Annotated in this window: 24 protein-coding genes; 19 read left to right on the top strand and 5 right to left on the bottom strand. The window is 41.6% G+C overall.

All coding sequences use genetic code 11. The features are described 5' to 3' along the window. Nucleotides 1-94: 94 nt before the first annotated feature. Nucleotides 95-2,263: a DEAD/DEAH box helicase gene (locus tag AACS98_RS11990; RefSeq protein WP_066380039.1), complete on the top strand. Its 2,169-nt coding sequence runs from the start codon at nt 95-97 to the stop codon at nt 2,261-2,263. A 72-nt stretch (nt 2,264-2,335) separates the two neighbouring features. Then, nucleotides 2,336-3,682, top strand: a complete 1,347-nt coding sequence (locus AACS98_RS11985; RefSeq protein ID WP_066380038.1) for a TMEM143 family protein — start codon at nt 2,336-2,338, stop codon at nt 3,680-3,682. A 314-nt stretch (nt 3,683-3,996) separates the two neighbouring features. Here AACS98_RS11985 and AACS98_RS11980 read toward each other — a convergent pair whose 3' ends face one another. After that, nucleotides 3,997-4,572 carry a pentapeptide repeat-containing protein gene (locus AACS98_RS11980; RefSeq protein WP_066380037.1) on the bottom strand — a complete coding sequence of 192 codons (576 nt, stop codon included), beginning with the start codon at nt 4,570-4,572 and terminating at the stop codon, nt 3,997-3,999. A gap of 14 nt (nt 4,573-4,586) precedes the next feature. On the opposite strand from AACS98_RS11980, the gene AACS98_RS11975 reads away from it, so the two are divergent. Beyond that, the gene (locus AACS98_RS11975) at nt 4,587-5,045 is read left to right on the top strand and encodes a YraN family protein (RefSeq protein WP_066380034.1); all 459 of its coding nucleotides are present in this window, start codon (nt 4,587-4,589) and stop codon (nt 5,043-5,045) included. Nucleotides 5,046-5,126: 81 nt separating this feature from the next. On the opposite strand, the gene AACS98_RS11970 is transcribed toward AACS98_RS11975, so the two are convergent. Continuing rightward, nucleotides 5,127-5,516: a hypothetical protein gene (locus AACS98_RS11970; RefSeq protein ID WP_066380032.1), complete on the bottom strand. Its 390-nt coding sequence runs from the start codon at nt 5,514-5,516 to the stop codon at nt 5,127-5,129. A gap of 252 nt (nt 5,517-5,768) precedes the next feature. On the opposite strand from AACS98_RS11970, the gene queA reads away from it, so the two are divergent. Both queA and AACS98_RS11960 read left to right on the top strand, forming a co-directional pair. After that, nucleotides 5,769-6,959, top strand: coding sequence for a tRNA preQ1(34) S-adenosylmethionine ribosyltransferase-isomerase QueA (gene queA / locus AACS98_RS11965; RefSeq protein ID WP_066380030.1), 1,191 nt, complete (start codon nt 5,769-5,771; stop codon nt 6,957-6,959). Nucleotides 6,960-7,167: 208 nt separating this feature from the next. Next, nucleotides 7,168-8,331 carry a tetratricopeptide repeat protein gene (locus tag AACS98_RS11960; RefSeq protein WP_066380028.1) on the top strand — a complete coding sequence of 388 codons (1,164 nt, stop codon included), beginning with the start codon at nt 7,168-7,170 and terminating at the stop codon, nt 8,329-8,331. A 9-nt stretch (nt 8,332-8,340) separates the two neighbouring features. Here the strand turns inward: AACS98_RS11960 and AACS98_RS11955 are convergent, their stop codons facing one another. Further along, nucleotides 8,341-9,036 carry a potassium channel family protein gene (locus AACS98_RS11955; RefSeq protein ID WP_066380026.1) on the bottom strand — a complete coding sequence of 232 codons (696 nt, stop codon included), beginning with the start codon at nt 9,034-9,036 and terminating at the stop codon, nt 8,341-8,343. Nucleotides 9,037-9,223: 187 nt separating this feature from the next. Continuing rightward, the gene (locus tag AACS98_RS11950) at nt 9,224-10,558 is read right to left on the bottom strand and encodes a TrkH family potassium uptake protein (RefSeq protein ID WP_066380025.1); all 1,335 of its coding nucleotides are present in this window, start codon (nt 10,556-10,558) and stop codon (nt 9,224-9,226) included. A gap of 202 nt (nt 10,559-10,760) precedes the next feature. Between AACS98_RS11950 and AACS98_RS11945 the strand changes: the two genes are divergently transcribed. The 12 genes from AACS98_RS11945 (at nt 10,761) to AACS98_RS11890 (ending at nt 22,891) form a co-directional block, all read left to right on the top strand. Continuing rightward, nucleotides 10,761-11,615: a methyltransferase domain-containing protein gene (locus AACS98_RS11945; RefSeq protein ID WP_066380024.1), complete on the top strand. Its 855-nt coding sequence runs from the start codon at nt 10,761-10,763 to the stop codon at nt 11,613-11,615. A 53-nt stretch (nt 11,616-11,668) separates the two neighbouring features. Beyond that, on the top strand, nt 11,669-12,613 hold the full coding sequence (locus AACS98_RS11940) for a homogentisate phytyltransferase (RefSeq protein ID WP_066380023.1): 945 nt from the start codon (nt 11,669-11,671) through the stop codon (nt 12,611-12,613). Nucleotides 12,614-12,670: 57 nt separating this feature from the next. Continuing rightward, nucleotides 12,671-13,144, top strand: a complete 474-nt coding sequence (locus AACS98_RS11935; protein WP_066380021.1) for a tetratricopeptide repeat protein — start codon at nt 12,671-12,673, stop codon at nt 13,142-13,144. Nucleotides 13,145-13,236: 92 nt separating this feature from the next. Continuing rightward, the gene (cobA, locus tag AACS98_RS11930) at nt 13,237-14,805 is read left to right on the top strand and encodes a uroporphyrinogen-III C-methyltransferase (protein ID WP_066380019.1); all 1,569 of its coding nucleotides are present in this window, start codon (nt 13,237-13,239) and stop codon (nt 14,803-14,805) included. A 256-nt stretch (nt 14,806-15,061) separates the two neighbouring features. Beyond that, nucleotides 15,062-15,262: a hypothetical protein gene (locus AACS98_RS11925; protein WP_066380017.1), complete on the top strand. Its 201-nt coding sequence runs from the start codon at nt 15,062-15,064 to the stop codon at nt 15,260-15,262. A gap of 205 nt (nt 15,263-15,467) precedes the next feature. After that, nucleotides 15,468-16,724 carry a GNAT family N-acetyltransferase gene (locus tag AACS98_RS11920; RefSeq protein WP_066380016.1) on the top strand — a complete coding sequence of 419 codons (1,257 nt, stop codon included), beginning with the start codon at nt 15,468-15,470 and terminating at the stop codon, nt 16,722-16,724. A 70-nt stretch (nt 16,725-16,794) separates the two neighbouring features. Further along, nucleotides 16,795-17,253, top strand: coding sequence for a Holliday junction resolvase RuvX (gene ruvX, locus AACS98_RS11915; protein ID WP_066380013.1), 459 nt, complete (start codon nt 16,795-16,797; stop codon nt 17,251-17,253). 141 nt (nt 17,254-17,394) lie between these two features. Beyond that, the gene (locus tag AACS98_RS11910; protein WP_066380011.1) at nt 17,395-17,967 is read left to right on the top strand and encodes a DUF3727 domain-containing protein; all 573 of its coding nucleotides are present in this window, start codon (nt 17,395-17,397) and stop codon (nt 17,965-17,967) included. Nucleotides 17,968-18,216: 249 nt separating this feature from the next. Next, nucleotides 18,217-18,756, top strand: a complete 540-nt coding sequence (locus AACS98_RS11905) for a YqeG family HAD IIIA-type phosphatase (RefSeq protein WP_066380009.1) — start codon at nt 18,217-18,219, stop codon at nt 18,754-18,756. A 288-nt stretch (nt 18,757-19,044) separates the two neighbouring features. Continuing rightward, nucleotides 19,045-20,154, top strand: coding sequence for a glutamate 5-kinase (proB, locus tag AACS98_RS11900; protein WP_066380007.1), 1,110 nt, complete (start codon nt 19,045-19,047; stop codon nt 20,152-20,154). A gap of 62 nt (nt 20,155-20,216) precedes the next feature. Next, the gene (locus AACS98_RS11895; protein WP_066380006.1) at nt 20,217-21,446 is read left to right on the top strand and encodes a class I SAM-dependent methyltransferase; all 1,230 of its coding nucleotides are present in this window, start codon (nt 20,217-20,219) and stop codon (nt 21,444-21,446) included. 566 nt (nt 21,447-22,012) lie between these two features. Then, the gene (locus AACS98_RS11890; protein WP_066380004.1) at nt 22,013-22,891 is read left to right on the top strand and encodes an NAD(P)-dependent oxidoreductase; all 879 of its coding nucleotides are present in this window, start codon (nt 22,013-22,015) and stop codon (nt 22,889-22,891) included. A 220-nt stretch (nt 22,892-23,111) separates the two neighbouring features. Here AACS98_RS11890 and AACS98_RS11885 read toward each other — a convergent pair whose 3' ends face one another. Then, nucleotides 23,112-24,470, bottom strand: coding sequence for a sensor histidine kinase (locus tag AACS98_RS11885; protein WP_066380099.1), 1,359 nt, complete (start codon nt 24,468-24,470; stop codon nt 23,112-23,114). Between AACS98_RS11885 and AACS98_RS11880 the strand changes: the two genes are divergently transcribed. Continuing rightward, nucleotides 24,464-24,709 carry a hypothetical protein gene (locus tag AACS98_RS11880; protein ID WP_156481604.1) on the top strand — a complete coding sequence of 82 codons (246 nt, stop codon included), beginning with the start codon at nt 24,464-24,466 and terminating at the stop codon, nt 24,707-24,709. The two genes, AACS98_RS11885 and AACS98_RS11880, sit on opposite strands and share 7 nt — an antisense overlap. Before the next feature lie 424 nt (nt 24,710-25,133). Then, complete coding sequence (locus tag AACS98_RS11875; protein ID WP_066379998.1) at nt 25,134-26,189, top strand: permease; 1,056 nt, start codon at nt 25,134-25,136, stop codon at nt 26,187-26,189. Nucleotides 26,190-26,258 lie beyond the last annotated feature (69 nt).

Raw genomic sequence — 26,258 nt, 5'->3', positions numbered from 1 at the left:
AACACCCCTTCCTCCACTCTTACCTCCACTCTTACCTCCACTCTTACCTCCGCGCCCCTCCGCGTTTCCTCCGCGCCCCTCTGCGTTTCAAAACATGAATAACGCTTTCAACAGACTTGCACCCTTCATTCAAGAATACATTTATCAACACAACTGGACAGAACTACGCCCAGTCCAAACCTCTGCTTGTCAAGTAATATTCGACACCGATGCCCACTTACTCATAGCCGCAGCCACAGCCGCCGGAAAAACAGAAGCCGCATTTTTACCAGTCTTAACCCTACTGCATAACCACCCAGCCAAAACCATCGGTGTATTATATATTAGCCCCATCAAAGCCTTAATTAACGACCAATTTGAACGCCTCAACGACTTACTAAAATCAGCCGATATACCCGTTTATCATTGGCATGGGGATGTTGCACAAAGCCGGAAAAATAAATTGCTAAAAAATCCCCAAGGAATTTTACAAATTACCCCAGAATCACTAGAAAGCTTATTAGTCAACAAACATCAACACCTATTAAACTTATTTGGTGATTTAAGGTTTGTGATTATTGATGAAATTCACGCCTTTATGGGTAATGAACGCGGTTCTCAGATTATTTGTCAACTACAGCGTTTAGCCAATTTAACACAAACACAACCGCGACGCATTGGTTTATCAGCAACTCTCGGTGATTACTCAATGGCTGAAGCGTGGTTAGCTGCTGGAACGGATAAACCAGTAATCACACCCCAAGTAGAAGCAGGGAAACGGCAAATTAAACTAGCCTTAGAACACTTTTTTATTGATAAAAATATAGATGATTCAGAATCTACAGACTATGAGCAATATATTTTCAATCTGAGTAAATCTCGGAAATGTTTAATCTTTGCTAATAACCGCACTCAAACTGAATTAATCATAGCATCGTTGCGAAAAATTGCTGAACAACAAGCCCTACCAGATATCTATCATGTCCATCATGGTAGTATTTCCACTAGCTTACGACAAGCGGCGGAGAATGCCATGCGCGAACCGCATCACCCAGCCGTAACTGCTGCCACCCTGACGCTAGAATTAGGGATAGATATCGGTCATTTAGAGCGAGTGATTCAGTTAGAATCACCTCTATCTGTAGCGAGTTTTTTACAACGTTTAGGACGCGCAGGTAGGAGAGGTGAGGCGGCTGATATGCGCTTTATTTGTGCTGAAGATGAACTGGTGGCAGAAGCACCGCTACCAGAGCAAATTCCCTGGCAACTTTTACAGTGTATAGCGATTATTCAACTTTATCTAGAATCACGTTGGATTGAACCTATTAAAACTATTAAATATCCTTTTAGTTTACTTTATCACCAAACAATGAGCGTCTTAGTAGCGGTGGGAGAAATTTCACCGGCAGCGTTAGCTAAACAGGTTTTGGGTTGGCCACCTTTTGCTGCTATTACCCAAGAAGATTATAAATTACTGTTGAGGTATTTAATTGATATTGGTCATATTCAACGGGGTGAAAATGGTAAATTAATTCTCGGTATAGCTGGAGAAAAAATTGTCGGTAAGTTTCAATTTTATGCTGTCTTTGCTGACAATCAAGAATATAGGGTAAAGCAAGGGTCTACAGAAATTGGTAGTATTATTGTGCCGCCTCCTGTGGGTAATCAATTTGCTTTAGCTGGTAGAACTTGGGAAGTTTTAGAAATTGATTTTAAAAAAAGAAATGTTTTAGTTAAACAAGTAGAAGGTAAAGCTACGAGTTATTGGCGGGGTGGTAGTGGTACTATTCACACTAAAGTGCTGCAACGGATGCGGCAAGTTTTATTAGAAGATGTAGAGTATAGCTATTTGCAAAAAAATGCTCGGCAACGTCTACAAGCAGCGAGGAAGTTAGTACAACAGGCTGGTTTAGATAAGCAGAATATTGTGCAGTTAGACAAAGGTAAGTGTTGTATATTTCCTTGGATGGGTACTGTTGCTTACCGCACGTTAGAAAGATTAATTAATACATTTTGTCGGGAAGCTTTGGAAATTAGTAGTATTGGGGGCGTGAATCCCTATTATTTAACAATTAAGTTAGGGAAAGATAAATTTAAATATGTTCAGCAAGAAATTGTTTCTTTGTGTGAGCAAAGAATTATTCCAGAGGCTTTAGTGAGTTCTGCGGAAGCTCCAGAGATACAAAAATATGATGAGTTTATTCCTCATCCATTGTTAAGAAAGGCTTTTGTTGATGATTATTTAGATATGGAAGAATTACGGCAGCAGGTTTCAAGGTGGTAGTATATTTGTAGGGTGCGGTTATATTTTGCACTATTCTCAATCAGCGTCATTAGATTCCAATTATCTTTGAACATGGCTGTTTACGAAAATCGAGAAGCGTTCATTCCCTATACTCGCAGCGATATTATTAAACTTTGCTTGCAAGATGGTCGGCTAAATGGGGCTGATGCCCAAAAATTTCAATATTTCTGCCAAATCCTCACGGCATACTATCACTTTCGCTTCCACAAAACTTTAGAAATTATCAAAGATAACTACGTACCTTTTAACCCCAATGCAGATATTCAACCGATAACTCCACCAACATTTGAGCAATATGATGAGATGGAGTTGAATGTAGTTAATGCCTTTGAGCATATTGTCGAAAGAGCAAATTATATTCCTTTGCCTGAATCTGTTGTTAAACAAGCACTGTCCACCAAATCCCTCATTGATTTGAAAACTCAAGTAAATTTTGAGGATTTTGACCGCTTTCTCTGTTATTACCGGGGTGATAGTTATAAAAAAATTTCGGTAAAAAAGTTATTATTTTGGCGACAAGAAAAGAAAATTGATATTTTTGAACGGATTGTTTTATTAGTCAAGTTCAAAGAAGCTGCTTACTTTCGTGCCAATAAGGTCAACATCCAAGAGTTGAAATTCATTCCTGGTAAGATGTATGTCTACTTCTACAAAAATATTCCTAAATTAGATGTTGACTTACTTTTTCCCAATGTGGAAACGAGTATGACATGGAAAGACCGCTTACTATTTGGAATTCCTGCTATTGGTGCAGCCATTCCTTTGATATTAAGAACATTACCGAATTTATTATTGCTGGTAGCTGCTATTTTGCTAGTATTAAATTTGTCGTTTCTGATTGAATCATTAAATGTAGAGTTGGATAAGGTCAGAAATTTCATGCCCGTTTTGGTGGCAACTTTATCATTAGGAATCACTTTGGGTGGATTTGCTTTTAAACAATATAATAACTACAAAAACAAAAAAATTAAATTCCAAAAGATTGTTACTGATACGCTATTTTTCAAAAATTTAGCTAACAATGCTAGTGTCTTTCAAATGTTTATTGAATTGGCAGAAGAAGAAGAATGTAAGGAAATTATTCTGGCATACTATCACTTACTTACTAGCTCCACACCATTAACGCCTCAACAATTAGATTCTCGCATCGAAACTTGGATGGAGAATAAACTAGGCATAAAGATTAATTTTGATATTCAAGGGCCTCTGAGTAATTTAGAAGATATTCGTGGCCAAGTAGTTCAAAAAAATCGCGAAACAACAGACAATGTATTAACAATTCCTTTACTCACATATAATCGCCAGGGTATGTGTCAAGTTCTCTCCTTGGATGATGCTAAAGCAGTGATTGATTATGTTTGGGATAATGCCTTTCAATTTAACGGGATAATTTTGTAGACTATAGGTAAGGGGTAATTTGCTGAAACTGTGAAGGCTTAAATATTGTCGTAGCTGTAACACACCCTACTAGCTTGGCAAGCCTTAAATGTTGCATTAAAACTCTCTTGTGGGATCAGCTCTCTAGCCCGTCTGGTGCAGGCTAGAAGCCCGCACCACAAGAACTATATTTGTGCATCATTTTAGCTTTGCCACGCTACTACAATTATGTTTATCGTTCAGGTGGTGCGTTACGGCTGATGAATCTTCTCGTGAAGGTTCAAATATTGTCGTAGCCGTAACACACCCTACAGTTAGTTGGTGTGGGGGAGATGTTAAGGACAATACAAGGTGTCGCGGGTGTCGCGCCCGGTGGAGGGGTTTGTTCCTTTGGCTACCTTGCATAATTTATTTTGTTCATCTGGACGTAATAATACATCAGTAAAATCTGCGCCGTCGATAATTGCGCCGTCAAATTTGGCGTTAGCAGCAAATGCGCCTTCTAAGACTGCATTTGTCAAGTCGGCTTTGATGAGACGGGCTGAGTCTAAAGTAGCATAGCTGAGGTTTGCTGCTTGCAAATTGGCTGATTCTAAATTGGCAGCAAAGAAACTGACTCCCTGTAAATTGGAGTTACTAAAGTTACTTTGACGCAGATTAGCTTTAGTAAAACTGGAGTCTGTTAAATCACGTCCTGAAAAGTCAGCCTCGATTAAAATTTCTTTGTTGTAATCAAGTGCGAATGCTGTGGGTGCAAAACCGACAATTGTGGTGATGCCCAAGATTCCCCAGAGTAATATACTGAGTATGTTTACCCAGATTCGATGAGATGTTTGACGCTTTAACCCGAATAGCGTTGTGGTTGAGTCGAGTATGGCAGCTAACACGCGATCGCTTAACTTAGAATTCATGCTCTTTTTAGCCAATGGCGAATCCTCCTCCATCACATTATCTCGATATTGGTCACTTTGGAGAAGAACTCGTAACCCAATGGTTACAATCTACAGGTTGGTTAATTCTACAACGCCGCTATTCCTGCCGTTGGGGAGAAATTGATATTATCGCTCAATCTCCAGACTCGACACTGGCTTTTGTGGAAGTTAAAACCCGTAGTTCTGGAAATTGGGATACTTGGGGTAAAAGTGCAATTACCCTGAAAAAGCAAGCCAAAATTGGGCGAACTGCTGGCTTATTTTTAGCAACATACCCCGAAAAAGCCAATTACTCTTGTCGCTTTGATGTTGCTATTGTTTGTTGTCTGAAAATTTCTCAGCACCGCCAAGTTATAGACTTACAACCAGCCTTGGCTAGCTCATCAACACAAGATTACATATTTCAGCTACAGGAATATATTCCCGCCGCTTTTGATGCTGTCATTGATTAGAGGTGATTGGTGATTGGTAATTAGTTGATTATCAGTAACCAATTACCAATTTGTATGTAGTATCGTTGAATATGCTGACTTTTAGGCGAGAGTTTCTGGACAGTAACCCAACCCCCGGACAAACTGTTGCCGGAAAGCCTCTATTTCCTCTCGTTCTGGGCTACCGTGAGATACAATGGCTACTTGATAGCGGCGCATTACATCTACAGCCGACTGTCCTGCTTCCAAACTCCAAAGTGCCATTTGCACTCGCATGGGTGGCTCGTAGCTAATCCCCAGTTCATTGAGAAAAGCTCGAAAATCACCATCCTCTTGGGGCGAGAAGTGGCCTTTAAGTTTGATCCGAACCACCCAACCATCAATTTGATGAATCACGGTGACGAAAGAAACAGGTATTTGGGGTCTACCGTGCAGGTATTGAACGACCCTCAGAGTTAAACTGGCATTTGCCAGATAATACAAGTATTCCATGTTTGGTGCTTGGGATCAAAGCCAATCCTACATTTATATCTTCCTCAATTAATCCCGATTCTTGGTAGGGTAGAAGCCCCCGTTTTAGTATGGGGAGTTTTACCCAATTTTCATATTCTTGTTTAAATGTTAAGTATTTTTGTAATCTAGGCAAGGCAGGGGAGATGAGGGGGATGTGGGGGATGTGGGGGAAAATCCTGTGCATCGATGACGCACTTAGCACTGAACGCTTACTAGGGAAGAGGAATCTTAATGGAACAGCAACTATCACAAGTTAATCACAATCCGATGTCTGATCAAGCAACACCCGATACAAATTTAGATTGTTCATTAGCTGGGTATGATTATGAACTACCGCCAGAATTGATTGCTCAAAATCCAGTGGTTCCCAGAGATAGTTCTCGCTTGTTGGTGGTAGATTCCCAAACTACAGGCAAGGACTCAGATCCATTACATCACATTTTTCGTGATTTACCAGATATTCTTCGCCCTGGTGATTTGTTAATCATGAATAATACAAAAGTGATTCCAGCACGGCTGTATGGGCGAAAATCAACTGGTGCTGAGGTGGAAATTTTACTATTAGAAGAACGCCAACATAATTGTTGGTTAGCTTTAGTTAAGCCGGGAAAACGGTTTAAAAAAGGCAGTAAAATCTTTTTTGAAGCCGGAAAATTAGGTTTTTCCCCAGTCCCTAGTCCCCAGTCCCCAGTCAAGAGTCCCTTGTTAACTGCGACTGTTATGGAAACGGATAAGGCGACAGGCGGGCGGTTGCTGCAATTTGATTTGCCGGAGACTCAATCTTTAGTACAGATTTTAGATAAATTCGGCGAAATACCGCTACCTCCTTACATTACGGCATCTCAGGCGGCTGACGAACAGTATCAGACAGTGTATGCTGAACAACCGGGAGCGATCGCAGCTCCTACTGCTGGGTTACACTTTACTCCAGAGTTATTAGAAAAATTGCGCGATCGCAATATTAATCAAGCTTTTATTACCCTACACGTAGGCGTGGGAACTTTTCGCCCTGTGGAAGTGGAAGACGTAACCAGCCACCAAATGCACGAAGAATGGATTGAAGTCTCCACAGAGACAGTAGAACAAATCCGCGCTACTAAACAAGCCGGGGGGCGGATTATTGCTGTGGGAACAACGGTTGTCCGTGCTTTAGAAGGTGCAGCAGCCGCCTGTGAGGATTTACAACCTTTTTGCGGGAAAACCAACCTATTTATTTATCCTGGCTACCAGTGGCGAGTCGTAGAAGGTTTAATTACTAATTTTCACCTACCCCGTTCTAGTTTGCTGATGCTGGTGAGTGCGCTGATTGGTAGAGAGAGATTATTAAATATATACCAGCAAGCGATCGCTTCTAGATATCGCTTTTATTCCTTCGGCGATGCCATGTTAATTCTGCCCGAAGCTGTGGGTGTAGGGGTGTAGGGGGACAAATCAATTCAAAATACCCTGCGGGAACGCCAAAGGCGTACAAAATTCAAAATTCAAAATTGCAAATGAGGTAGACAAGGTAGAAATCTTTCGCAGTCAACAGTCAACCATCAACCATCAACCATCCCCATTTTGAGTTTTGAATTGATTTTTTGGGTACTCTGATTTATGAGGATCTAACCCTGAGTACAGAGATTCAATTATGTATAAGCAACATCTTGTTAGACAGTGGTTTTGCGGTTTGTCTCCTATCACTAGCCATCGCGTTTCCCGTGGGCAAAAGCCACAGTTTGGGGTTCTCTGTGCTACCTCTGCTGTTTTGATGTTGGCTGCACCGACAGTGATTAGTTTGTCAGAAAGTCAGGTATTGGCACAACCTCCCATTTCTCAGGATTTAGAAACAGCTAGTTTTTACCAACAGGGGGTGACACGTTACAACCGTAGTGATTGGACTGGTGCAGAATATGCTTTTCGCCAAGCTTTACAACGCGATGCAAATATAGGCATGGCTAGATATTACCTGGGTAATATTTTCCTGATGCAAAACCGTCTAGATGTGGCGGTGCAGGAATATGGGGAGGCGATTAGAATTAACCCTAATTTGGGTGAAGCTTATTACAATTTAGGGTTAGCATTGCAACGCCAAGGACAAAAAGAAGCGGCTATTACAGCTTACCGTCAAGCTTTGGTCTTAGAGCCGACAAAGGCGGATACCCATTATAATTTGGGTTTGGCACTCTACGAACAGGGACAACTACCAGAAGCGATCGCAGCTTATGAAAAAGCGATTGAGTTTGATAGTAGCAACGCCAACGCTCATTATAACTTGGCGATCGCTCTACAAGAATCGGGAAAAATGCCAGAGGCGATCGCCACTTATCAGCAAGTAATTAAATTAGAACCCCAAAACGCCGAAGCTTACAGTAATTTGGCCAGTCTTATGGTACTTCAAGGACAAACTACTGAAGCTATTGCAGTTTATATGCAAGCTATTCGCCAAAATCCCAAAAATGCCTCAGCTTACTATAATTTGGGCGTGACTCTATACAACCAAGGCAACCTAAAAACAGCCAGTGCTGCATTAAAACGCGCTCATAAACATTATCGGGAGCAAGGTAATCTAGAGCAAGCACAGAAAGCTGAACAACTAATGCAGCAAATTGATCAACAAATTGCCGCAAAAAAACTTCATCAACAGCAAGCATCTACTGCTAACCAAACTCCCAAACCTACTGATAATGTTACGGTTGTGGACACAATAGCCCCTACTATTGAGATACCAGTCACTGTAGAAAAGCAGCAGCTTGAACCAGCCTTTCCTAGTTCTATCCCCAGTCAAACTGACAATAACGAAAAAGATAACTAGCAACCGCAGCTATATTGGCAAGCGATTAATATCTTTATTACGCCCAATTACCACCATTGCTGAACCACGTTCTAAACGTTTGTAGGGATCAGGATTAATTTGAAATTTGCCATCATGACTCACAGCTAACAAATTTAAACCATAGCGGTTACGCAATTGCAGTTCTGCCACAGTTTTACCGTGAAATTCATCGGGTACAATTACTTCCACAATACTGTTATCTGGATCAAGGTCAAATCTATCTAGAATAGATGGTTTAGTAAGTGTGCGGGCTAAAGCACAGCCCGCTTCGTATTCAGGGAAAACAACGTGATCGGCTCCTACACGCTTCAGCAGTTTATGGTGTACCTCACTAGAAGCTTTAGCAACGACGTGAGGTACACCACCTTCTTTGACATTTAACGTTGTAATAATACTTTCTTGAATGTAGTTGCCAATGGCAATAATTACCGTATCAAATTCATAAATTCCGGCTTCTTTCAGGGCAGCTGGTTCAGTAGAGTCTAATTGTAAAGCATGACCAACTATCTTTTCAGTTAAGGCTGCTGATACGCGTTTTTCATCAATATCTGTAGCTAACACTTGATAGCCTAGTTGATGCAGTGTTGAACATACAGAACGGCCAAAACGACCTAAACCAATCACTGCAAATTGGTGGTTATCTCTACGTAAACTGCGGAAAAATCCTAATGATGCAAGATTCACATTTGTAATCCTTATTATTACTCCCTGTATCTAGAGCAAGCAGCCGTTAGTCTCAACTAATTATCACGTTTGATGTTTGCGTGGAATCATTTACATTTTATCAGTAGTTATTAGTCATTAGTTTTCCTCCCCCCACTCCCTCATCTCCCCCACTCCCTCATCTCCCCCACTCCCTCATCTCCAGTAACTATCCTACAAGTAAGTTTTCCTCTGGATAGTGAACTCTGGTAGGGCGAGGATCACCCAGTATAGCCGCCATCAGCAGTAAAACCCCAACTCTACCTACATACATGGTGATAATTAAGATGATTTTGGCTGCTGTTGTTACGCTACCTGTAATCCCTGTGGAAAGTCCGACTGTAGCAAATGCTGAAACCGCTTCAAACAAGATTTGTAAAAAGTCTAGTTTTGGATCTGTCAGAGCTATCAAAATAGTGGCTAACATGACGGTGGCTACAGAACCAACTAAAACACCAACCGCTTTCAAAATTAAAGATATTGCTATTTTGCGCTCATATAATAAAACTTCTTCTTTACCTTGAAGAATTGATTTCGTACAACTGGTAAGCACTCTTAATGTGGTGGTTTTTATCCCGCCTCCTGTGCCGCCAGGACTGGCACCAATAAACATGAAGGCTATTGTCAGAAATAACCCAGCATTTGTCATTTTAGCGATATCGATACTGTTAAAACCCGCCGTTCTGGTAGTGACTGATTGAAACCAGGCAAGTAATATTTGACCGTTGAAACCAGATACAGCGAAAGTTTCCGGGTTTTTAATCTCAATACTCCAATAGGCAATTGTGCCTAAAAATAATAAAATTAATGTTGTACTGGTTGCTACTTTAAAATCTAGGGAAAACACTAAATTGGTATTTTTTTTTAACAGGCGATCGCGGCACCAAAGATACATTTCTAAAATTACCTGATATCCAATGCCTCCAGCAATAATTAAAACAGTGATTGTCAACACCACTAACCAAGATGACTGATATCTAATTAAACTATCTTGAAACAAGCTAAAACCGGCATTATTCCAAGCACTAATACTATGAAAAATTGCCAACCACATTCCCTGATTCCATCCATAATCAGACACAAAAGCTGGCATTAATAAAAATATGCCTGTAATCTCAAAAATCAGAGTTGTGGCAATAATCGAGCGGATAACTTGAGTGCTACCACTCATCCCTGGACGGTCTAAAGCTTGTTGAATAGCCACTTTTTGGCGTAAATCAAACCTACGTCCTATCAACAAAATTAAAAAAGTTGTCGTCGTCATGTAGCCCAATCCGCCAATTTGAGCCAACATCAAAATAAACAACTGCCCCCAGAAAGAAAAATAAGTACCAGTATCAACTACTGCTAAACCCGTAACACAAACTGCGGATGTTGATGTAAATAATGCCACCACTGGATCATTCCAGGTACCATCACTGGTAGAGAACGGCATCATCAGTAATATAGTTCCGATAGCGATGAGCGTCAGAAATCCTAAACAAATTGTGCGCGAAACAGTCATAAAAAATTCAAAATTCAAAATCGTCTAACCTGGTACTTGCTGCTGTGTCAAGTCAGACAGGAACTTGATAAATTTTTCCTGGAAGGTTTTGTCAGGTTTACCCCCCCAGGAAATAAAAACTTTCTTATTTAATTAAAAACACACATGGTAGCCTACGAATATGTTTTTTTAAATTCTGCTTTGTCTTTACACTACTTTGTCCATGAGTGCAACACTTTACCAGCGAATTCAGCAATTTTACGATACTTCCTCTGGGCTGTGGGAAGAGATTTGGGGCGAACACATGCACCACGGCTACTACGGTGTGGATGGTACGGAAAAAAAAGACCGTCGTCAAGCGCAAATTGATTTAATTGAAGAACTCCTGAGTTGGGCGGGGGTAGAAACAGCAGAAAACATTTTAGATGTCGGCTGTGGTATCGGCGGTAGTTCTCTTTATTTAGCCGCCAAGTTTCACGCTCAAGCAACTGGGATAACTTTAAGCCCAGTACAAGCCGCTAGAGCCACAGAACGCGCCAAAGAAGCACATTTGAGTGACACAAGTCAGTTTCTAGTGGCAGATGCTCAAGCCATGCCTTTCGATGATAATACTTTTGACTTGGTTTGGTCACTGGAAAGTGGTGAACACATGCCAGATAAAACCAAGTTTATGCAAGAGTGCTACCGAGTGTTAAAGCCCGGTGGTACTTTGATTATGGTGACTTGGTGTCATCGTCCTACTGATAATTTACCCCTGAGTGCCGACGAACAAAAGCACTTGGAGGATATTTATCGAGTTTATTGTTTACCCTATGTGATTTCTTTGCCGGAGTATGAAGCGATCGCTCGTCAACTACCATTAAACAATATCCGCACTGCTGACTGGTCTACTGCTGTCGCCCCATTTTGGAATGTAGTCATTGATTCCGCATTCACTCCTCAAGCCTTTTTTGGGTTACTACGTGCTGGTTGGACTACCATTCAAGGAGCATTATCACTCGGTTTGATGCGTCGCGGTTATGAACGTGGGTTAATTAAGTTTGGGTTGCTGTGTGGAAATAAGGAGGTAACAGGCTAGTACAACAAATTTTCCATCCCCATTCCCGATTCCCCATTCCCGATTCCCCAATTATGACTAAACAATTTTCTGGACAAAAGTCTGCTAGTTTGCAGGGTAACTGGCTCTATGCTTTGTGGAAATTTTCCCGCCCACATACAATTATTGGCACATCTCTGAGCGTATTTGGTTTATATTTAGTTGCTTTGGCGGTTGGTTCTCAAGATTTTGCTGTGACGCAACTCTTATCAGTGTTAGGTGCATGGGTTGCTTGTTTATGTGGCAATGTTTATATTGTGGGGCTGAATCAACTCGAAGATATTGATATTGACAAAATTAATAAACCTCATTTACCACTCGCATCAGGAGAATTTACCCGCAAACAAGGGCAATTGATTGTGATTATGACTGGCATTTTAGCTTTAGTCTTAGCATTGCTCAATGGCCCTTATTTGTTTGGCATGGTAGCCTTAAGTCTGGCTATTGGTACAGCTTATTCTTTACCTCCCATTCGCTTAAAGCGGTTTCCCTTTTGGGCAGCATTGTGTATTTTCTCAGTGCGGGGAACAATTGTTAATTTGGGGTTGTATTTGCACTTTAGTTGGATATTGAAAAACGAGATAGTAATTCCTTGGGCGGTATGGGTTTTAACTATATTTATTTTGGTATTTACCTTTGCGATCGCCATCTTTAAAGATATCCCCGATTTGGAAGGCGATCGCCAATACAATATTACGACTTTCACTATTCAACTAGGTACACAAGCCGTCTTTAATCTAGCTATGTGGGTACTCACGATTTGCTATTTAGGTATAGTGATAGTAGGGGTGTTGCGAGTAGAGTCAATTAACCCAGAATTTTTAATAATTTCTCATTTAGTAGTATTGTGTTGGCTGTGGGTGCGGAGTTTGGCGGTAGACTTACAAGATAAGCAGGCGATCGCTCAATTTTATCAATTCATCTGGAAGTTATTTTTCCTAGAATATTTACTGTTTCCCCTCGCCTGTCTTTTGGCATGAGCCTCGATAACCACAAAGGATAAATTTACCGAGTTTGCCATTAAATTACAGATAACTATGCTTAACAACTTAGAATTCAATAACATTAACCTTGTGGCAATTATCTTAGTAGTTGTTAGTATTGCTTTCCTGATTTATTTTGCTGGAAAAACTTTAATTACTGCTAATTTATTCCAACAAGGCGTTAACCTGTATCAACAAAAAGATTATCAAGGGGCAGAAGCAGCTTTTCAGAAAGTTATTGCTATCAACTCTACTAATGATGTGGTGCGCTTATTTTTAGGTGATGTTTTAAAAGCTCAAGACAAAATCGCCCAAGCCACAGAATTATACCAAGAAGTAATTCAACGTAGTCCTAAAAATCCTGAAGCTTATCTACGTCTAGCCAATATTTTGATGCAGCAAAATCAGCCAGAATCAGCAAAGGCTAATTTAATCAAATCTCAAGAACTATTTCAAAAACAACGTCAACCTCTAAAAGCTGAAAGAATTAGGCAACTATTAGAAAAAATGAGCGTTAAATCCAGCTAGATACAATTAACTAAGGATATAGATAACCGATTTCTTCCAGAAGTCGGGTACCTCGGTATGACTAATGACTAATAACTAATGACTAATAACTAATGACTAACACAGGCAAAGTCTACCTTGTAGGTGCAGGGTTGGGAGATGTGGCGTACCTGACAGTAAAAGCTGATAATCTGCTGGCAGTGGCTGAGGTTTTAGTCTACGATGCCCTAGTTGATGAGCAATTATTAAAATGTGTACCCCCGGATTGCTTAAAGTTAGATGTGGGGAAACGTGGCGGCAAACCCAGCACACCCCAAACAGAGATTAATCAATTACTGATAAAGCACTGTCAAGACGGTAAACAAGTCGTCAGGCTCAAATCAGGTGATCCGTTTATATTTGGACGCTGTACTTCAGAAATCGAAGCTTTAAAAGCAAATAACTGTGAATTTGAAGTTATACCGGGAATTTCCTCAGCTTTAGCTGCGCCTTTGCTAGCGGGTATTCCGTTAACAGATCCCGTTTTGAGTCGTTGCTTTGCAGTATTTACCGCCCATGAACCAGAAGCTTTAGACTGGGAAGCTTTATCAAGGTTAGAGACATTAGTCATCTTGATGGGTGGCAAAAACCTATCGGAAATTGTACATCAGTTGCGGCGACACGGGCGATCGCTCTTAACACCCATAGCTATTATCCGTTGGGCAGGAACTCCACAGCAACAAATTTGGACGGGTCAACTCGGCAATATACTAGAAAAAACCGCCCTTGTATCCCTTTCACCAGCAGTTATTGTGATTGGGGAAGTTGTAGGGTTAAGTAATTACCTACAACCTGAGAAAATAGCTTCCCAGAATCAAAATTCTCGCCACCAAGCTATGTCTACTCACCTACCTCTCGCTGGTAAAACCATTTTAGTCACCCGTTCCGTGGGACAATCGAAGCAATTTAGCGATCGCCTCACCGCCTGTGGTGCTAAAGTCATAGAAATGCCAGCCTTAGAAATCTCCCCCCCTTCTAGTTGGCAAGCATTAGATACAGCAATCAATAACTTATCTGAATTTCACTGGTTAATTCTCACTTCCACCAACGGCGTAGATTATTTTTTTGATAGGCTAAACTGCCAAGGAAAAGACACCCGTGCATTAGCTGGGGTAAAAATTGCAGTTGTCGGTGAAAAAACCGCCCAAAGTTTGCAACAGCAAGGACTACAACCAGACTTTATTCCTCCTAACTTCGTCGCTGACTCTTTAGTAGCAACCTTTCCCGAAGCACTACCAGGGAAAAAGATTTTATTTCCCAGAGTCGAAAGCGGTGGTAGAGAAATCTTAGTCAAAGAACTCACCGCCAAAGGTGCAGAAGTCATAGAAGTTGCCGCTTATCAATCCTGTTGTCCGAGTTATATCGCACCAGCCGCAGAATTCGCTTTAAAAAATGGTCAAGTAGACATAATTACCTTTGCTAGTTCTAAAACTGTGCAGTTTTTCTGTCAACTTGTCAGCCCTATCTTCAGTGGTAATATAGCCGATGCTTTAGCAGGAGTTTGTCTTGCTTCCATCGGCCCCCAAACCTCAAAAACTTGTCATGCTTTTTTAGGGCGTGTAGATATCGAAGCCGAAGAATATACTTTAGACGGCTTAAGTCAAGCAATTATCAAATGGGTAGAAAATTCTAATGTTGCATAAATAGTCATTAGTCATTAGTCATTAGTCATTAGTTATTAGTTTTTCTCCTCCACTCCCTCATCTCCCCCCAGTACCCAGTCCCCAGTACCCAGTCCCCAGTCAAGAGTCCCCACTCCCCAGTCAAGAGTCCCTTAACTCAAATGCAAACAACCGTTAAACTTCATTGCAAATTAAGAAGAACAGCCAAACAACATGATAAGTTTTTATGATGTGAAGCAATAGCGTTAGAGATAGAGACAAGGAGAACACAGTGGCAATGGAATCAAATTTATCCAAGGGCGCGATTTTAGCAAAAGAAGACATCAGTGAATACGTTGCTCACCTACAACTTCACATGACTCTGCAAGCTCGCAATCTAGTGCCAACTCTCCAGCCACAGCAAAAAGATAGTAGAGAAGAATTGTTACATCAAACACAAGCCACCTTTGAAAAGCTGGTTTCTCGTCAAGGTCTTTAAATAAGAAAAAATATAATTAACAAAAAAACAAATAAAATAAAAGCAGACTATGTTGGGTGAACACCAAAAGTGTACTCAACCAGTCTGCTTTTTCTAGTTTGTCAAGATTAAGACACGAAAATCACCCTTTTGGAGCAATATTAACGAACAGAAAGCCGTTAAGATGATGGCAGCAGTTCCTCTGACCCAGTTTAGTTAAGGCTAAATGGCAGCCCAAATCAAAATGAATTCCTTACTTCCCCAAAACCTCAGCGTTGTCATCCGGCCCGCTCAATACCGGGATCTGGACGGAATTGAACGCATCTCTCAAGATTCCTTCGCCGCCTTGACTCCCAAAGGAGCTAACTTTGTCAATCAGCAAATGCAGTGGTTACGACGCTGGTACGGGTTACTCAAATTTTTGAGTTGGTTTCCCAACCCCCTACAATATAGTTTCTTCGCCTATGTAGCTGAACAAGGACGGATGCTCTTAGGCATGATTCAAGTTTCACCCTTCAACCGCACACGCACCACTTGGCGGATTGATCGGGTAATGCTGGATCGGAGTGCGGATAAGCAAGGAATTGGCTCGCAACTCTTACGCCATTGCTTCGAGTCGATTTTAGAAGCACGGACTTGGTTATTGGAAGTTAACGTCAATGATTTAGAGGCGTTAGCGTTATATCGTCACAACGGATTCCAGCGTCTAGCAGAAATGACATACTGGGAAATTGAGCCGGAACTGTTACAAGAACTAGCACAAGCCGAACCAGATTTGCCCAATCTCCTACCAGTCAGCAATGCTGATGCTCAGTTACTCTATCAATTAGATACAGCATCAATGCCGCCTTTGGTGCGCCAAGTGTTTGATCGCAACAACCGCGACTTTAAAACCAGTTTGTTTGGAGCATTAACTGATGCTGTGAAACAATGGGTAACGAAAACTGAAGTCGTGAGTGGCTACGTGTTTGAACCCCAACGCAAAGCCGCTATTGGTTATTTTCAAGTACAACTTGATCGTAAAGGTGAATCTCCCCATGTCGCTAGCCTGACAGTTCACCCGGCTTATACTTGGCTATATCCAGAGTTACTAGCCCAACTAGCTCGCATCGCCCAAGATTTCCCCCAACAAGGCTTAAAATTGGCTTCTTCCGACTATCAGCCAGAACGAGAAGAGTATTTAGAACGGATAGGGGCAAAACGCATAGAACATACCTTGATTATGTCCCGTTCTGTATGGCATAAACTGCGGGAATCTAAATTAGTCTCCTTAGAAGGTATTCAATGGACTGACGTACTCCAAGGTTTACAGCCAGCCCGTAAACCCATACCCGGTGGGATGTCCTGGGTACAAACCAGTCAACAGCAACCCTCGGAAATCCCAATACAAAGCCCATCAGAATCATCGAGATTTAAGTGTCAAAACTGTCACATAGAACCATCCAACCCGTCGGATGCAACTGATACACAGCAGAAAAATTAGGCACTGGGGACTGGGGAGCAGGAGGAGAACTACTAATAACTAATGACTAATGACTAATGACTAATAACTAATGACCAAGTATATTTCAGCGTTGGGATTGGATGTAGGGCGGAAGCGGATTGGTGTTGCTGGATGCGATCGCACAGGCTTGATTGCCACGGGAATCACTACGATTGAGCGTACATCTTTTGACCAAGATGTGATGCAAATACGCAACTTAGTTATTGAACGTGAAGTACAAGTCCTTATTGTCGGTTTACCCTATTCAATGGATGGTAGTTTAGGGTTTCAGGCGCGCCAAGTCCAGAAATTCGCCACCAGACTGGCTAAAGCCCTGCAACTTCCTGTAGAGTATGTTGACGAGCGACTGACTTCTTTTCAAGCAGAGCAATTAATTATTGGCGAAAATCGCTCACCTTCACGTAACAAAGGATTAATTGACCGCAAAGCAGCAGCTTTGATTTTACAGCAGTGGCTCGATACTAGACGAGCTAACCCTCAGAGTTCAGTGGCAGCTGTAGAGTATTGATACCTTTGAACATGATATCCTGAAAGCTGTTGCATAGCAGTTGACTTTAAGTCTGAAGCTATTTGCTGGACATCAAGATGTCATTCAACAGTAAAGCAATTTGTCCAACTGCTGCTACTCATAAAGTCTCACACCTTAGCCATGTTTTCCTCGCCATTTTCTGAAGATAACGATCAAGCTCCCACAACTTCCATCACTTTGACTGATGAGCAAGGGCGAACCCTAGAATGTTATATCGAACATTCCCTGTCAGTAGATGAAGAAGAATATGTTTTGTTGCTGCCTGTTGACTCACCCATAGAAATTTTTGCTTGGGAAGGTGACGAAGAGGAAGAACAAGCAACTTTAGTAGAAGATGATGCAATCATCGATGAAATTTTTAGCACCGCTCAAGCTGTCTTAGCAGAACAAAACTTGGTACTGAAAAATACAGCCTATGCGCTAACGGTTGCAGGTGAATTACCACCGGTAGAAGAATCAGAACTATTTACCCTAGAAATTGAAGACGACGAAGCTGATTTAGAACCAGAGCAATTACAGTTACTCACTACTTTCTATCATCACGAACAAGAGTACGCAATTTATACACCTCTTGATCCACTGCTGTTTTTTGCCAGAATGTCAAAAACAGGTGAACCTGTGTTGTTATCACCAGAAGAATTTCGCCAAGTGCAGCCTTTCCTAGAAGAACAACTTTTTAATGAAGTTGAGTAGAATGAAAAATTTATAATTAAAATTTAAAATGCTACATTTTAAAATTTTTAATTAAGGTTTTTCATTTATATCTGCACAGCCCCAAAAATTCTAGGCAAAAGGGCAAATATTTGTGAGGACTAATGCTTGCACCTGTGTGCAATTAAGTTACTCTTGAAATCGAGATAAAATTGGCCAAAATGTCAAAATCTTCCAGAAAATAGGTTTTGACATTTTGAAGTTTGTATTTTTTCCCTACAGCAGTTAACGATGACTTGGAACAAGTTTTTACAGCCTGATTTGGTTTTGGCGGGTTCTGTTTTGAACCTGACACCAGAAATTATTCAACATTATCAACTTAAGGGGCTGGTGTTGGATGTCGATGAAACCTTAGTACCCTTGAGAGTAGGAGCAGCTTCCCCAGAACTCAAGGATTGGGTGGAGCAAATGCGAACCCACACCGCGCTGTGGTTGGTGAGTAATAACTTAAGCGAAGCCCGAATTGGTGGCATTGCTCGTTCTCTGAATCTGCCATATTACCTGGGTGCCGCCAAGCCTTCCCGCCGCAAAATTCGCGCTGCACTCCAAGCGATGAATTTACCAGTACATCAGGTAGGAATGGTAGGCGATCGCTTATTTACTGATGTCTTAGCCGGAAATCGTTTAGGGATGTTTACCATTCTTGTAGAACCCATTGTCCATCCTGATGCGGCTTTGCGCTCCCATCCCGTTCGTAACTTTGAAGTTTGGTTTTCCGAAATCTTAGGAGCTTCCATCATTTCCCAGTCTACAAAAATTCACAAAGATTGACGAAAACTTAAAAAATCGAAATCTAAAGAAATAATTAAAAAAAACAGTGAACATTCAAACATCGGAGAATATAAGTATTAATAAAATGGAGTCAGCTAAAAAAAAGACTCTAGCTCATAGTAAATAAATATAAAGCAGCCAAGCGTCAGCCCTGAATCTATGTAAGGGTTGACGTTTTGCGCTATGTAGAGACGTTGCTATGTAGAGACGTTGCATGCAACGTCTCTACTACATTTGTAAATTTATTTTTGAATGCAAGAATTTTGAATTCCCCGAAGGGGCTGACTAATGACTAAAACAATTGTTGTCAAAATCGGTACATCTAGCCTAACTCAACCTGAAAATGGACAACTAGCACTGTCAACGATCGCCACCTTAGCAGAAACCCTGACATATTTAAGACAGCAGGGAAATCGTGTCATTTTAGTCTCCTCTGGGGCGGTGGGAGTGGGTTGTGCGCGTTTAGGTTTAACCGAACGTCCGAAAGCGATCGCACTTAAACAAGCAGTAGCCGCAGTTGGTCAAGGGCGATTAATGCGGGTGTATGATGATTTATTCACCACCTTACAACAACCCATAGCCCAAGTTTTGCTCACACGCAGCGATTTAGTCCAACGTAGCCGCTACCTGAATGTTTACAATACATTTGGTGAACTGCTGGGATTAGGAGTAATTCCTGTAGTCAATGAAAACGATACTGTAGCCGTTGATGAACTGAAATTCGGCGACAATGATACACTTTCGGCATTAGTTGCTAGCCTTGTAGAAGCAGACTGGTTATTTTTACTGACCGACGTAGATAAATTGTACTCAGCCGACCCCCGTGCAGTCCCGGATGCTCAACCCATTTCTTTAGTGACTAACATGAAAGAACTGGCAGACTTACAGGTACAAACAGGCTCTCAAGGTTCGCAATGGGGTACTGGGGGGATGGTAACAAAAATCTCGGCGGCCAGAATTGCGATCGCTGCCGGAGTGCGTACCGTGATTACTCAAGGGCGATTTCCTCAAAATATCAGCAAAATTTTACAAGGGGAAGCGATAGGTACTCATTTTCTCCCCCAACCAGAACCAACCTCAGCCCGTAAACGTTGGATAGCCTACGGACTTGTGCCGGCTGGGAAGTTATATTTAGATGCGGGTGCGATCGCTGCTATCGTGGAAGCTGGTAAATCTTTATTAGCGGCTGGGATTAAAACTGTTGAGGGTGAATTTGATACACAGGATGCTGTGCAGTTGTGCGACACTCACGGTAAGGAAATTGCTAGGGGGCTTGTTAATTACAGCAGCAATGAATTACAACAAATTCGCGGGTGTCATTCTAGAGAGATTCCGGCAATTTTGGGTTATGCTGGCGCGGAAACTGTGATTCATCGGGATAATTTGGTTTTGATGTGAGAGGGAAAAAAACGCAGAGGGGCGCGGAGGAAACGCGGAGGTACGCAGAGTTTAATTTGAGTATGAATTCTATTTTGGCGTTGTATCAAGTCATTGTTGATTGTATTTTTGCCAGTCCCCAACGGCGAATTACTTTTGCTGAGTATATGGATTTGGTGTTATATCACTCTGAATATGGTTATTATTCTAGTAATAGGGTGAAATTTGGGTTTAAGGGTGGTGATTTTTTTACTTCGGTCAATCTTGGGTCTGATTTTGGGGAATTATTAGCAGTACAATTTTGGCAAATGTGGGAAATTTTGGGACAACCTGTACCTTTTCATTTGGTAGAAATGGGTGCAGGTCAAGGTCTGTTGGCTGTGCATATTCTAGAATACACTCAGCAGCATTATCCTGATTTTTTTGCAGCTTTGCAGTACATTATTGTGGAAAAATCTCCCGGCTTAAAGCAAGAACAACAGCAACGTCTGCAAGATTTTCCGGTGCGTTGGTGTCGCTGGGAGGAGATGTCATCTAACTCGATTGTTGGCTGCTTTTTCTCGAATGAATTAGTCGATGCTTTGCCAGTACATCAGTTTATCTTAGAGTCGGGTGAACTGCGAGAGATTTATGTCACTGTGCGGGAAGATGAGGAAGTAAAAGAAAATCAAGCAGAAAACTTTTTCGTTTCCCCCTCATCCCCCTCATCCCCCTCATCCCCCTCATTTACAGAAGTCACCGGCGAACTTTCTACACCCAAGCTAGCTGAGTATTTTGATTTAGTCGGGGTTAACATCACTCAAGGTGGTTATGAGGATGGCTACCGCAGTGAGATTAATTTAGCTGCTTTAGATTGGTTGAGTATAGTAGCTGACCGCTTGCAGCGTGGCTATGTGTTAACAATTGATTATGGCTACCCTGCCAACAGATACTACAACCCCAGGCGATCGCAAGGAACGCTACAGTGCTACTATCACCATCGTCATCACAACAATCCCTACATCAATATTGGGCAGCAAGATATTACAGCCCATGTTGATTTTACCGCCTTGGAACGATGGGGTGAGCATTGTGGTTTAGAAACAGTCGGTTTTATTCAGCAAGGGTTGTTTTTAATGGCTTTGGGTTTAGGCGATCGCATTTCTACCCTCTCCCAGCAAAACATCCCACTTTCGCAATTGCTGCAACGTCGCGAGTCACTACACCAATTGATTGATCCTATGGGAATGGGCAACTTTGGCGTTTTAATTCAAAGCAAGGGTTTAGAGAAAGACTCTTACCCCACCTTAAAAGGTTTAACCGTGCCGTATTAAACAGGAAATTTTTATAAAGGTTTTTTGGTACAATAAGACAGACCTGTGAGTAACCCACAATCAAAAATGTGGCACTTAGGTATAAAGGTCAACAAAAAATCTTGTAGCGTAATTCCTGTATCAGTAAACCATTCACCAGAAAATCTCACAACCAAACATGAAAAAGGTACATACCCTACGCCTGTACGGGTTTAGCAATGCTAAATACCTACTCCCAAATCCTTTTTCAACTGGGTGTGAAAACTTAAAACTCTCTGTAAGAATGCTGTATTCCCTTGAGATGGACTAGCATAACAGTGATTACAATCAAATCGAGCATCAGAGGGGAGTAATCATTATGTCTGCTCATGACATGTTAATGCTAGTAACACTATTGAGTCCCGGAATCTTGCTTTCAGTCTTGATTATGGCTAGTTTTGCCGCAGGTGGCTGATTGCTAGATCCGGGTATAGGGAGTAGAAAATTTGGTGAACCATCCAATAGCTACTTCCTAACCTACCATCGCAAGATGGCACAATCATCTATAAAACTGGCTACACCTACGCTGTACTAAAGGAACATCAACAATGAAGGTGGCATTTCTGGGAACTGGACTCATGGGACTACCAATGGCCCAAAGATTGATAGAAGCAAATATACAGGTAGTTGCCTATAACCGCACCCCAGAAAAACTAGCACCCCTGCAAGCAGCTGGTGCGGAAGTAGTAACACACCCCCGTTATGCGATTCGGGATGCTGAGTGTGTGATTCTCATGCTGACTAACGCCGCAGCAATCTATCATGTATTGCTTTCGGATACTTCTTGGCGCACCCTAGAAGGGCGCACAATCATCCAGATGGGAACTATCACCCCCTCACAAAGCCAAGAAATTCGAGATTCTGTAATTGGTGGTGGTGGTGAATATATGGAAGCACCCGTATTGGGTAGCATCCCCGAAGCTAAAGCAGGTAAGCTGAAGGTGATGGTAGGTGCTAAACCTGAACAGTATCAACGTTACTTGGATTTACTGAAAAATTTTGATCCAGAACCGGTGTTAATCGGGCCTGTGGGAACTGCGGCAGCTTTGAAATTAGCTTTAAATCAATTAATTGCCTCCTTAACTACTAGCTTTGCTCTCAGCTTGGCTTTTGTGCAGCATCAAGGTGTTGATGTAGACTTGTTTATGCAAGTATTACGCGACAGTGCGCTTTACGCCCCTACTTTTGACAAAAAGCTATCAAGGATGTTATCCGGCGACTACAGCAATCCGAATTTTCCCACCAAGCATTTACTTAAAGATACAGATTTGTTTATTTCTGAAGCTCAATCTCTAGGTTTGGATCTTAGCACTATCGAAACTGTACAGAAAATTTTGCAAACAGCAATGAAAGTGTCATTCGCCAATGACGATTACTCTGCCCTGTTTTCTGTAATTAAAGATTGGGGAGAAATGAGTGGAGGCTAGGAAGAAGCAGGGGAGATGAGGGAGTGGGGGGAGATGTAGCTTGCTTCTCTTTCCCTACGGGACGCTCCGCGAACAGAGACTCTACGCGCTCGCGCAGCGTATCCGTAGGATTCACCCGCAGGGTGGGAGTGAGGGCAGAAAAACTCATGACTAATGACTAATGACTAATGACTAATGACTAATGACTAATGACTAATGACTAATGACTAATGACTAATGACTAAACCAAAGGTAACAAGATTTGAAATTTTGTACCTTTACCTGGTTGTGAACTAAAATTTAGTTGGCCTCCATGTCTTGCGGTAATAATTCGATAACTAACTGCGAAACTGGTTTCTTTATCGGCTCTTTTTTCTACAGTTAAATTGTCGAGCATCTGTTTTTGTAACTCTTCGGACATTCCAGGGCCATTATCAGCAATACAAATTGATACCCAGCGAGAGCCTTTACCAGATGGTAAATTATTAGTTTGAGAAATCACTTCTGTAGTAATTTCAATTGTGGCTTTTTTAGGATTTTGGTTGGTTTCTGGTTGTAATTGTTGCCGGACTGCCTCATCTAATAAATTATCTACAGCTTGCGTAAAAATGTTCATTAAAACTTGGTACAACTGCCCCATAAAACAAGACACTGGTGGGAGTTGACCGTAGTTTTTAATGATGGTAATTTCTTCTTTTAAATGGCTTTTAATTAAAATTACAATACTATCAATACAAGCGTGTAAGTCTACTGGTTTAGGGTAAACTGTATCAATATGACAAAAATTTTGTAAGCTAGTGACAAGTTTTTTTAATCTTTCTGCTCCAGTACGAGTGCTGTTGATGGCTTTAGATAAATCTTGTTCTAAATAATCAAATTCTATTTCTTCTTTTAAAGCATTTATCGTCTCAGAACCTTGAGGGAAATTATCTTCGTAAGCAGCTATGAGTTTGAGTAAATCTTGGCTGTAATTAGAAATATGAGTTAAGTTACCCCAGATAAAATTTAAGGGGTCTAAAATTTCGTGGGCTACCCCATCTACTAACCTGCCCAAACTAGCCATTTTATCATTTTGAATCATTTGGGCTTGGCTGCGTTCATACCGTACCTGAGTTTCTATGCCGCGAATTTGCCAAGCAGCAATATTCAATTCATGGGTATCTAATAATTTGTAGGTATTTTCGGCTGTTTGGATGACAATAGGTTCAGCCAAAAATTCCGGCGATCGCCTGAGATTATGCTGCATTGCTGTTAAAATGGGCGTTGTCTCCGGTAACAACAAAATCGCTGTCCGAGCGTAACTATACAGAGCCTCAAGGGATTCTGTGGTAAATAAATCTTGTCCATAGGGACGCAGCAAAAACTCTAATAGTCGCCGTCGGGAAATCATCCCGAAGAACTGCCCCTGTTCCACCATAATAGCCCCTGGTAGTAAGGGATATTTGTCAAAATATTTTCCTACCTCTGCACCGATACAGCTAATTTCGACTGTAAAAGTGTACATTGGTAGTTCTTGCAGCGTGGAATCTAGACGCAAATCGCGATCGCTACCCACAGATAACACGGGAGGTGATATTCGAGAAAAAAACTCTTGTGACACGGTATACTTATACATTGCTCAAGACTGGCAAAAAATCAGCTAATTTTTTAGCGGCTATAGTTACTGCTGAGAATCAAGGCGGTAAACCTGCTACAGCAGTAGAGTCAGGGACATCACCCATCACTAGAAACCTGATAGTTTTCGCCACAATTTTTTCACATAAATGGCAAATTTTTCCAGATAGGACTTGCAAGCTGAGTGTTTTTATAGTAGAAATTCAACCTATCCGCCCAAAATGATCGCTTCTCCCAGAACTCAGCAAAATCATTGATATTAACAACTCACAGTGATCCCCAAATTTTGAAAAACTATGAATTCTTGATGAAAATGCTCAGAAGTTAACACACTCAAGACCCAATTTGCCGTAAGTATAAATATTAGTTAATAAAACTTGATGTCGTGAGATGGCTGATCAGCACATTCGGAACTATTCTGGAGATTCAACAATCTTAGCAATGGTCATGATCATCGCATCCACTCCCATAAAAATCGTTGTTTACCACTAGAGAGTGCAAATAGTGCTTGAGGATAACACAGAGCCGAAGATAAACATTAATCTCAGTTTAAATATGTTTCATGACAGCTAAATGTGTTTGATCCCGATTCCGATAGAATGACTAAGCATATCCTAAAAAATCCAAACCGCTTTTGACTGCGACACCCATGAATCAACTGAACAATGGTTTCACTATATTTTTGAGTCTGCTAGTCGAGGCGATGCCTTTTTTGCTGCTAGGGGTTTTATTCTCTAGTTTGCTGCTGTTTTTTGTAGATGAGCGCAAATTAGTAGAAATAATGCCCAGAAACCCCTTCATGGGAGCTTTAGTCGGCAGTATGGTGGGCTTTTTGTTTCCGGTGTGTGAATGTGGCAATGTGCCGGTAGCCAGGCGATTGCTGATGCAAGGAGTACCCACACCAGTAGCAGTTGGTTTCCTACTAGCAGCACCCACAATTAACCCGATTGTGATTTGGGCTACCTGGACAGCATTTCGTGATCAGCCAGAAATGGTAGTGTTACGAGTAGTATTTTCCTTGTTAATTGCCACGATTATTGGTTGTGTTTTCAGTTTTCAAACAGACTTGCAGCCTATAGTTCAACCGGCGATCGCCCGTTATTTAAAATTTAACCCCCCACCTAAACCGGAAGCAAAACGCCGGGGCAGAAATCAGCCCAGACAACAAACCGCCAACACACCAAATATGTTACGTTCTGGCACTTATATTTTAGGCGGTAGAGCCGGGATCACCACAAAATTAGATGCTAATCTCGCCCCCAGCAATGAGGCTGCTATCACCACCAGTAAACCAGCAGCAGACAAACTCCGCCTAGCCCTAGATAATGCTATCCAAGAGTTACGGGAATTAGGGGGAGTGATGGTTTTAGGTAGTGCGATCGCGGCAGCAATTCAAGTTTTAGCCCCCCGCGATTTGATTCTCAGTCTCGGTGCTGGCCCGATTACCTCAATTCTAGTCATGCTAGTATTAGCCGCCGTTGTCTCAATTTGTTCCACAGTCGATTCCTTTTTTGCCCTGTCTTTCGCCTCAGCGTTTAGCACTGGTTCGCTATTAGCATTTTTGGTTTTTGGCCCCATGATTGACATCAAAAGTGTCGGCTTGATGTTATCCATGTTCAAACCCAAAACTATCTTCTACTTATTTGCCTTAGCCGGACAACTGACATTTTTGTTCACCCTGTTTGTTAACTTGCACGTATTTTGACATGAGAAATAGGGAATGGAAACTCTTAAGCAGCAGGAGGATAGGGAAACAGGGGAGGCAGGGGGCAGG

The organism is Anabaena sp. CA = ATCC 33047 (assembly GCF_963870205.1).
Taxonomy (GTDB): Bacteria; Cyanobacteriota; Cyanobacteriia; order Cyanobacteriales; family Nostocaceae; genus Trichormus.
The sequence above is the reverse complement of the archived record's forward strand: the minus strand, read 5'-3'. Positions and strand labels throughout refer to the sequence as shown.

Coding starts and splice junctions, on each gene's coding strand:
- AACS98_RS11990 (WP_066380039.1), top strand. CDS start 95: ATGAATAACGCTTTCAACAGACTTGCACCCTTCATTCAAGAATACATT.
- AACS98_RS11985 (WP_066380038.1), top strand. CDS start 2,336: ATGGCTGTTTACGAAAATCGAGAAGCGTTCATTCCCTATACTCGCAGC.
- AACS98_RS11980 (WP_066380037.1), bottom strand. CDS start 4,572: ATGAATTCTAAGTTAAGCGATCGCGTGTTAGCTGCCATACTCGACTCA.
- AACS98_RS11975 (WP_066380034.1), top strand. CDS start 4,587: ATGGCGAATCCTCCTCCATCACATTATCTCGATATTGGTCACTTTGGA.
- AACS98_RS11970 (WP_066380032.1), bottom strand. CDS start 5,516: ATGGAATACTTGTATTATCTGGCAAATGCCAGTTTAACTCTGAGGGTC.
- queA (WP_066380030.1), top strand. CDS start 5,769: ATGGAACAGCAACTATCACAAGTTAATCACAATCCGATGTCTGATCAA.
- AACS98_RS11960 (WP_066380028.1), top strand. CDS start 7,168: ATGTATAAGCAACATCTTGTTAGACAGTGGTTTTGCGGTTTGTCTCCT.
- AACS98_RS11950 (WP_066380025.1), bottom strand. CDS start 10,558: ATGACTGTTTCGCGCACAATTTGTTTAGGATTTCTGACGCTCATCGCT.
- AACS98_RS11945 (WP_066380024.1), top strand. CDS start 10,761: ATGAGTGCAACACTTTACCAGCGAATTCAGCAATTTTACGATACTTCC.
- AACS98_RS11940 (WP_066380023.1), top strand. CDS start 11,669: ATGACTAAACAATTTTCTGGACAAAAGTCTGCTAGTTTGCAGGGTAAC.
- AACS98_RS11935 (WP_066380021.1), top strand. CDS start 12,671: ATGCTTAACAACTTAGAATTCAATAACATTAACCTTGTGGCAATTATC.
- cobA (WP_066380019.1), top strand. CDS start 13,237: ATGACTAACACAGGCAAAGTCTACCTTGTAGGTGCAGGGTTGGGAGAT.
- AACS98_RS11925 (WP_066380017.1), top strand. CDS start 15,062: ATGGAATCAAATTTATCCAAGGGCGCGATTTTAGCAAAAGAAGACATC.
- AACS98_RS11920 (WP_066380016.1), top strand. CDS start 15,468: ATGGCAGCCCAAATCAAAATGAATTCCTTACTTCCCCAAAACCTCAGC.
- ruvX (WP_066380013.1), top strand. CDS start 16,795: ATGACCAAGTATATTTCAGCGTTGGGATTGGATGTAGGGCGGAAGCGG.
- AACS98_RS11910 (WP_066380011.1), top strand. CDS start 17,395: ATGTTTTCCTCGCCATTTTCTGAAGATAACGATCAAGCTCCCACAACT.
- AACS98_RS11905 (WP_066380009.1), top strand. CDS start 18,217: ATGACTTGGAACAAGTTTTTACAGCCTGATTTGGTTTTGGCGGGTTCT.
- proB (WP_066380007.1), top strand. CDS start 19,045: ATGACTAAAACAATTGTTGTCAAAATCGGTACATCTAGCCTAACTCAA.
- AACS98_RS11895 (WP_066380006.1), top strand. CDS start 20,217: ATGAATTCTATTTTGGCGTTGTATCAAGTCATTGTTGATTGTATTTTT.
- AACS98_RS11890 (WP_066380004.1), top strand. CDS start 22,013: ATGAAGGTGGCATTTCTGGGAACTGGACTCATGGGACTACCAATGGCC.
- AACS98_RS11875 (WP_066379998.1), top strand. CDS start 25,134: ATGAATCAACTGAACAATGGTTTCACTATATTTTTGAGTCTGCTAGTC.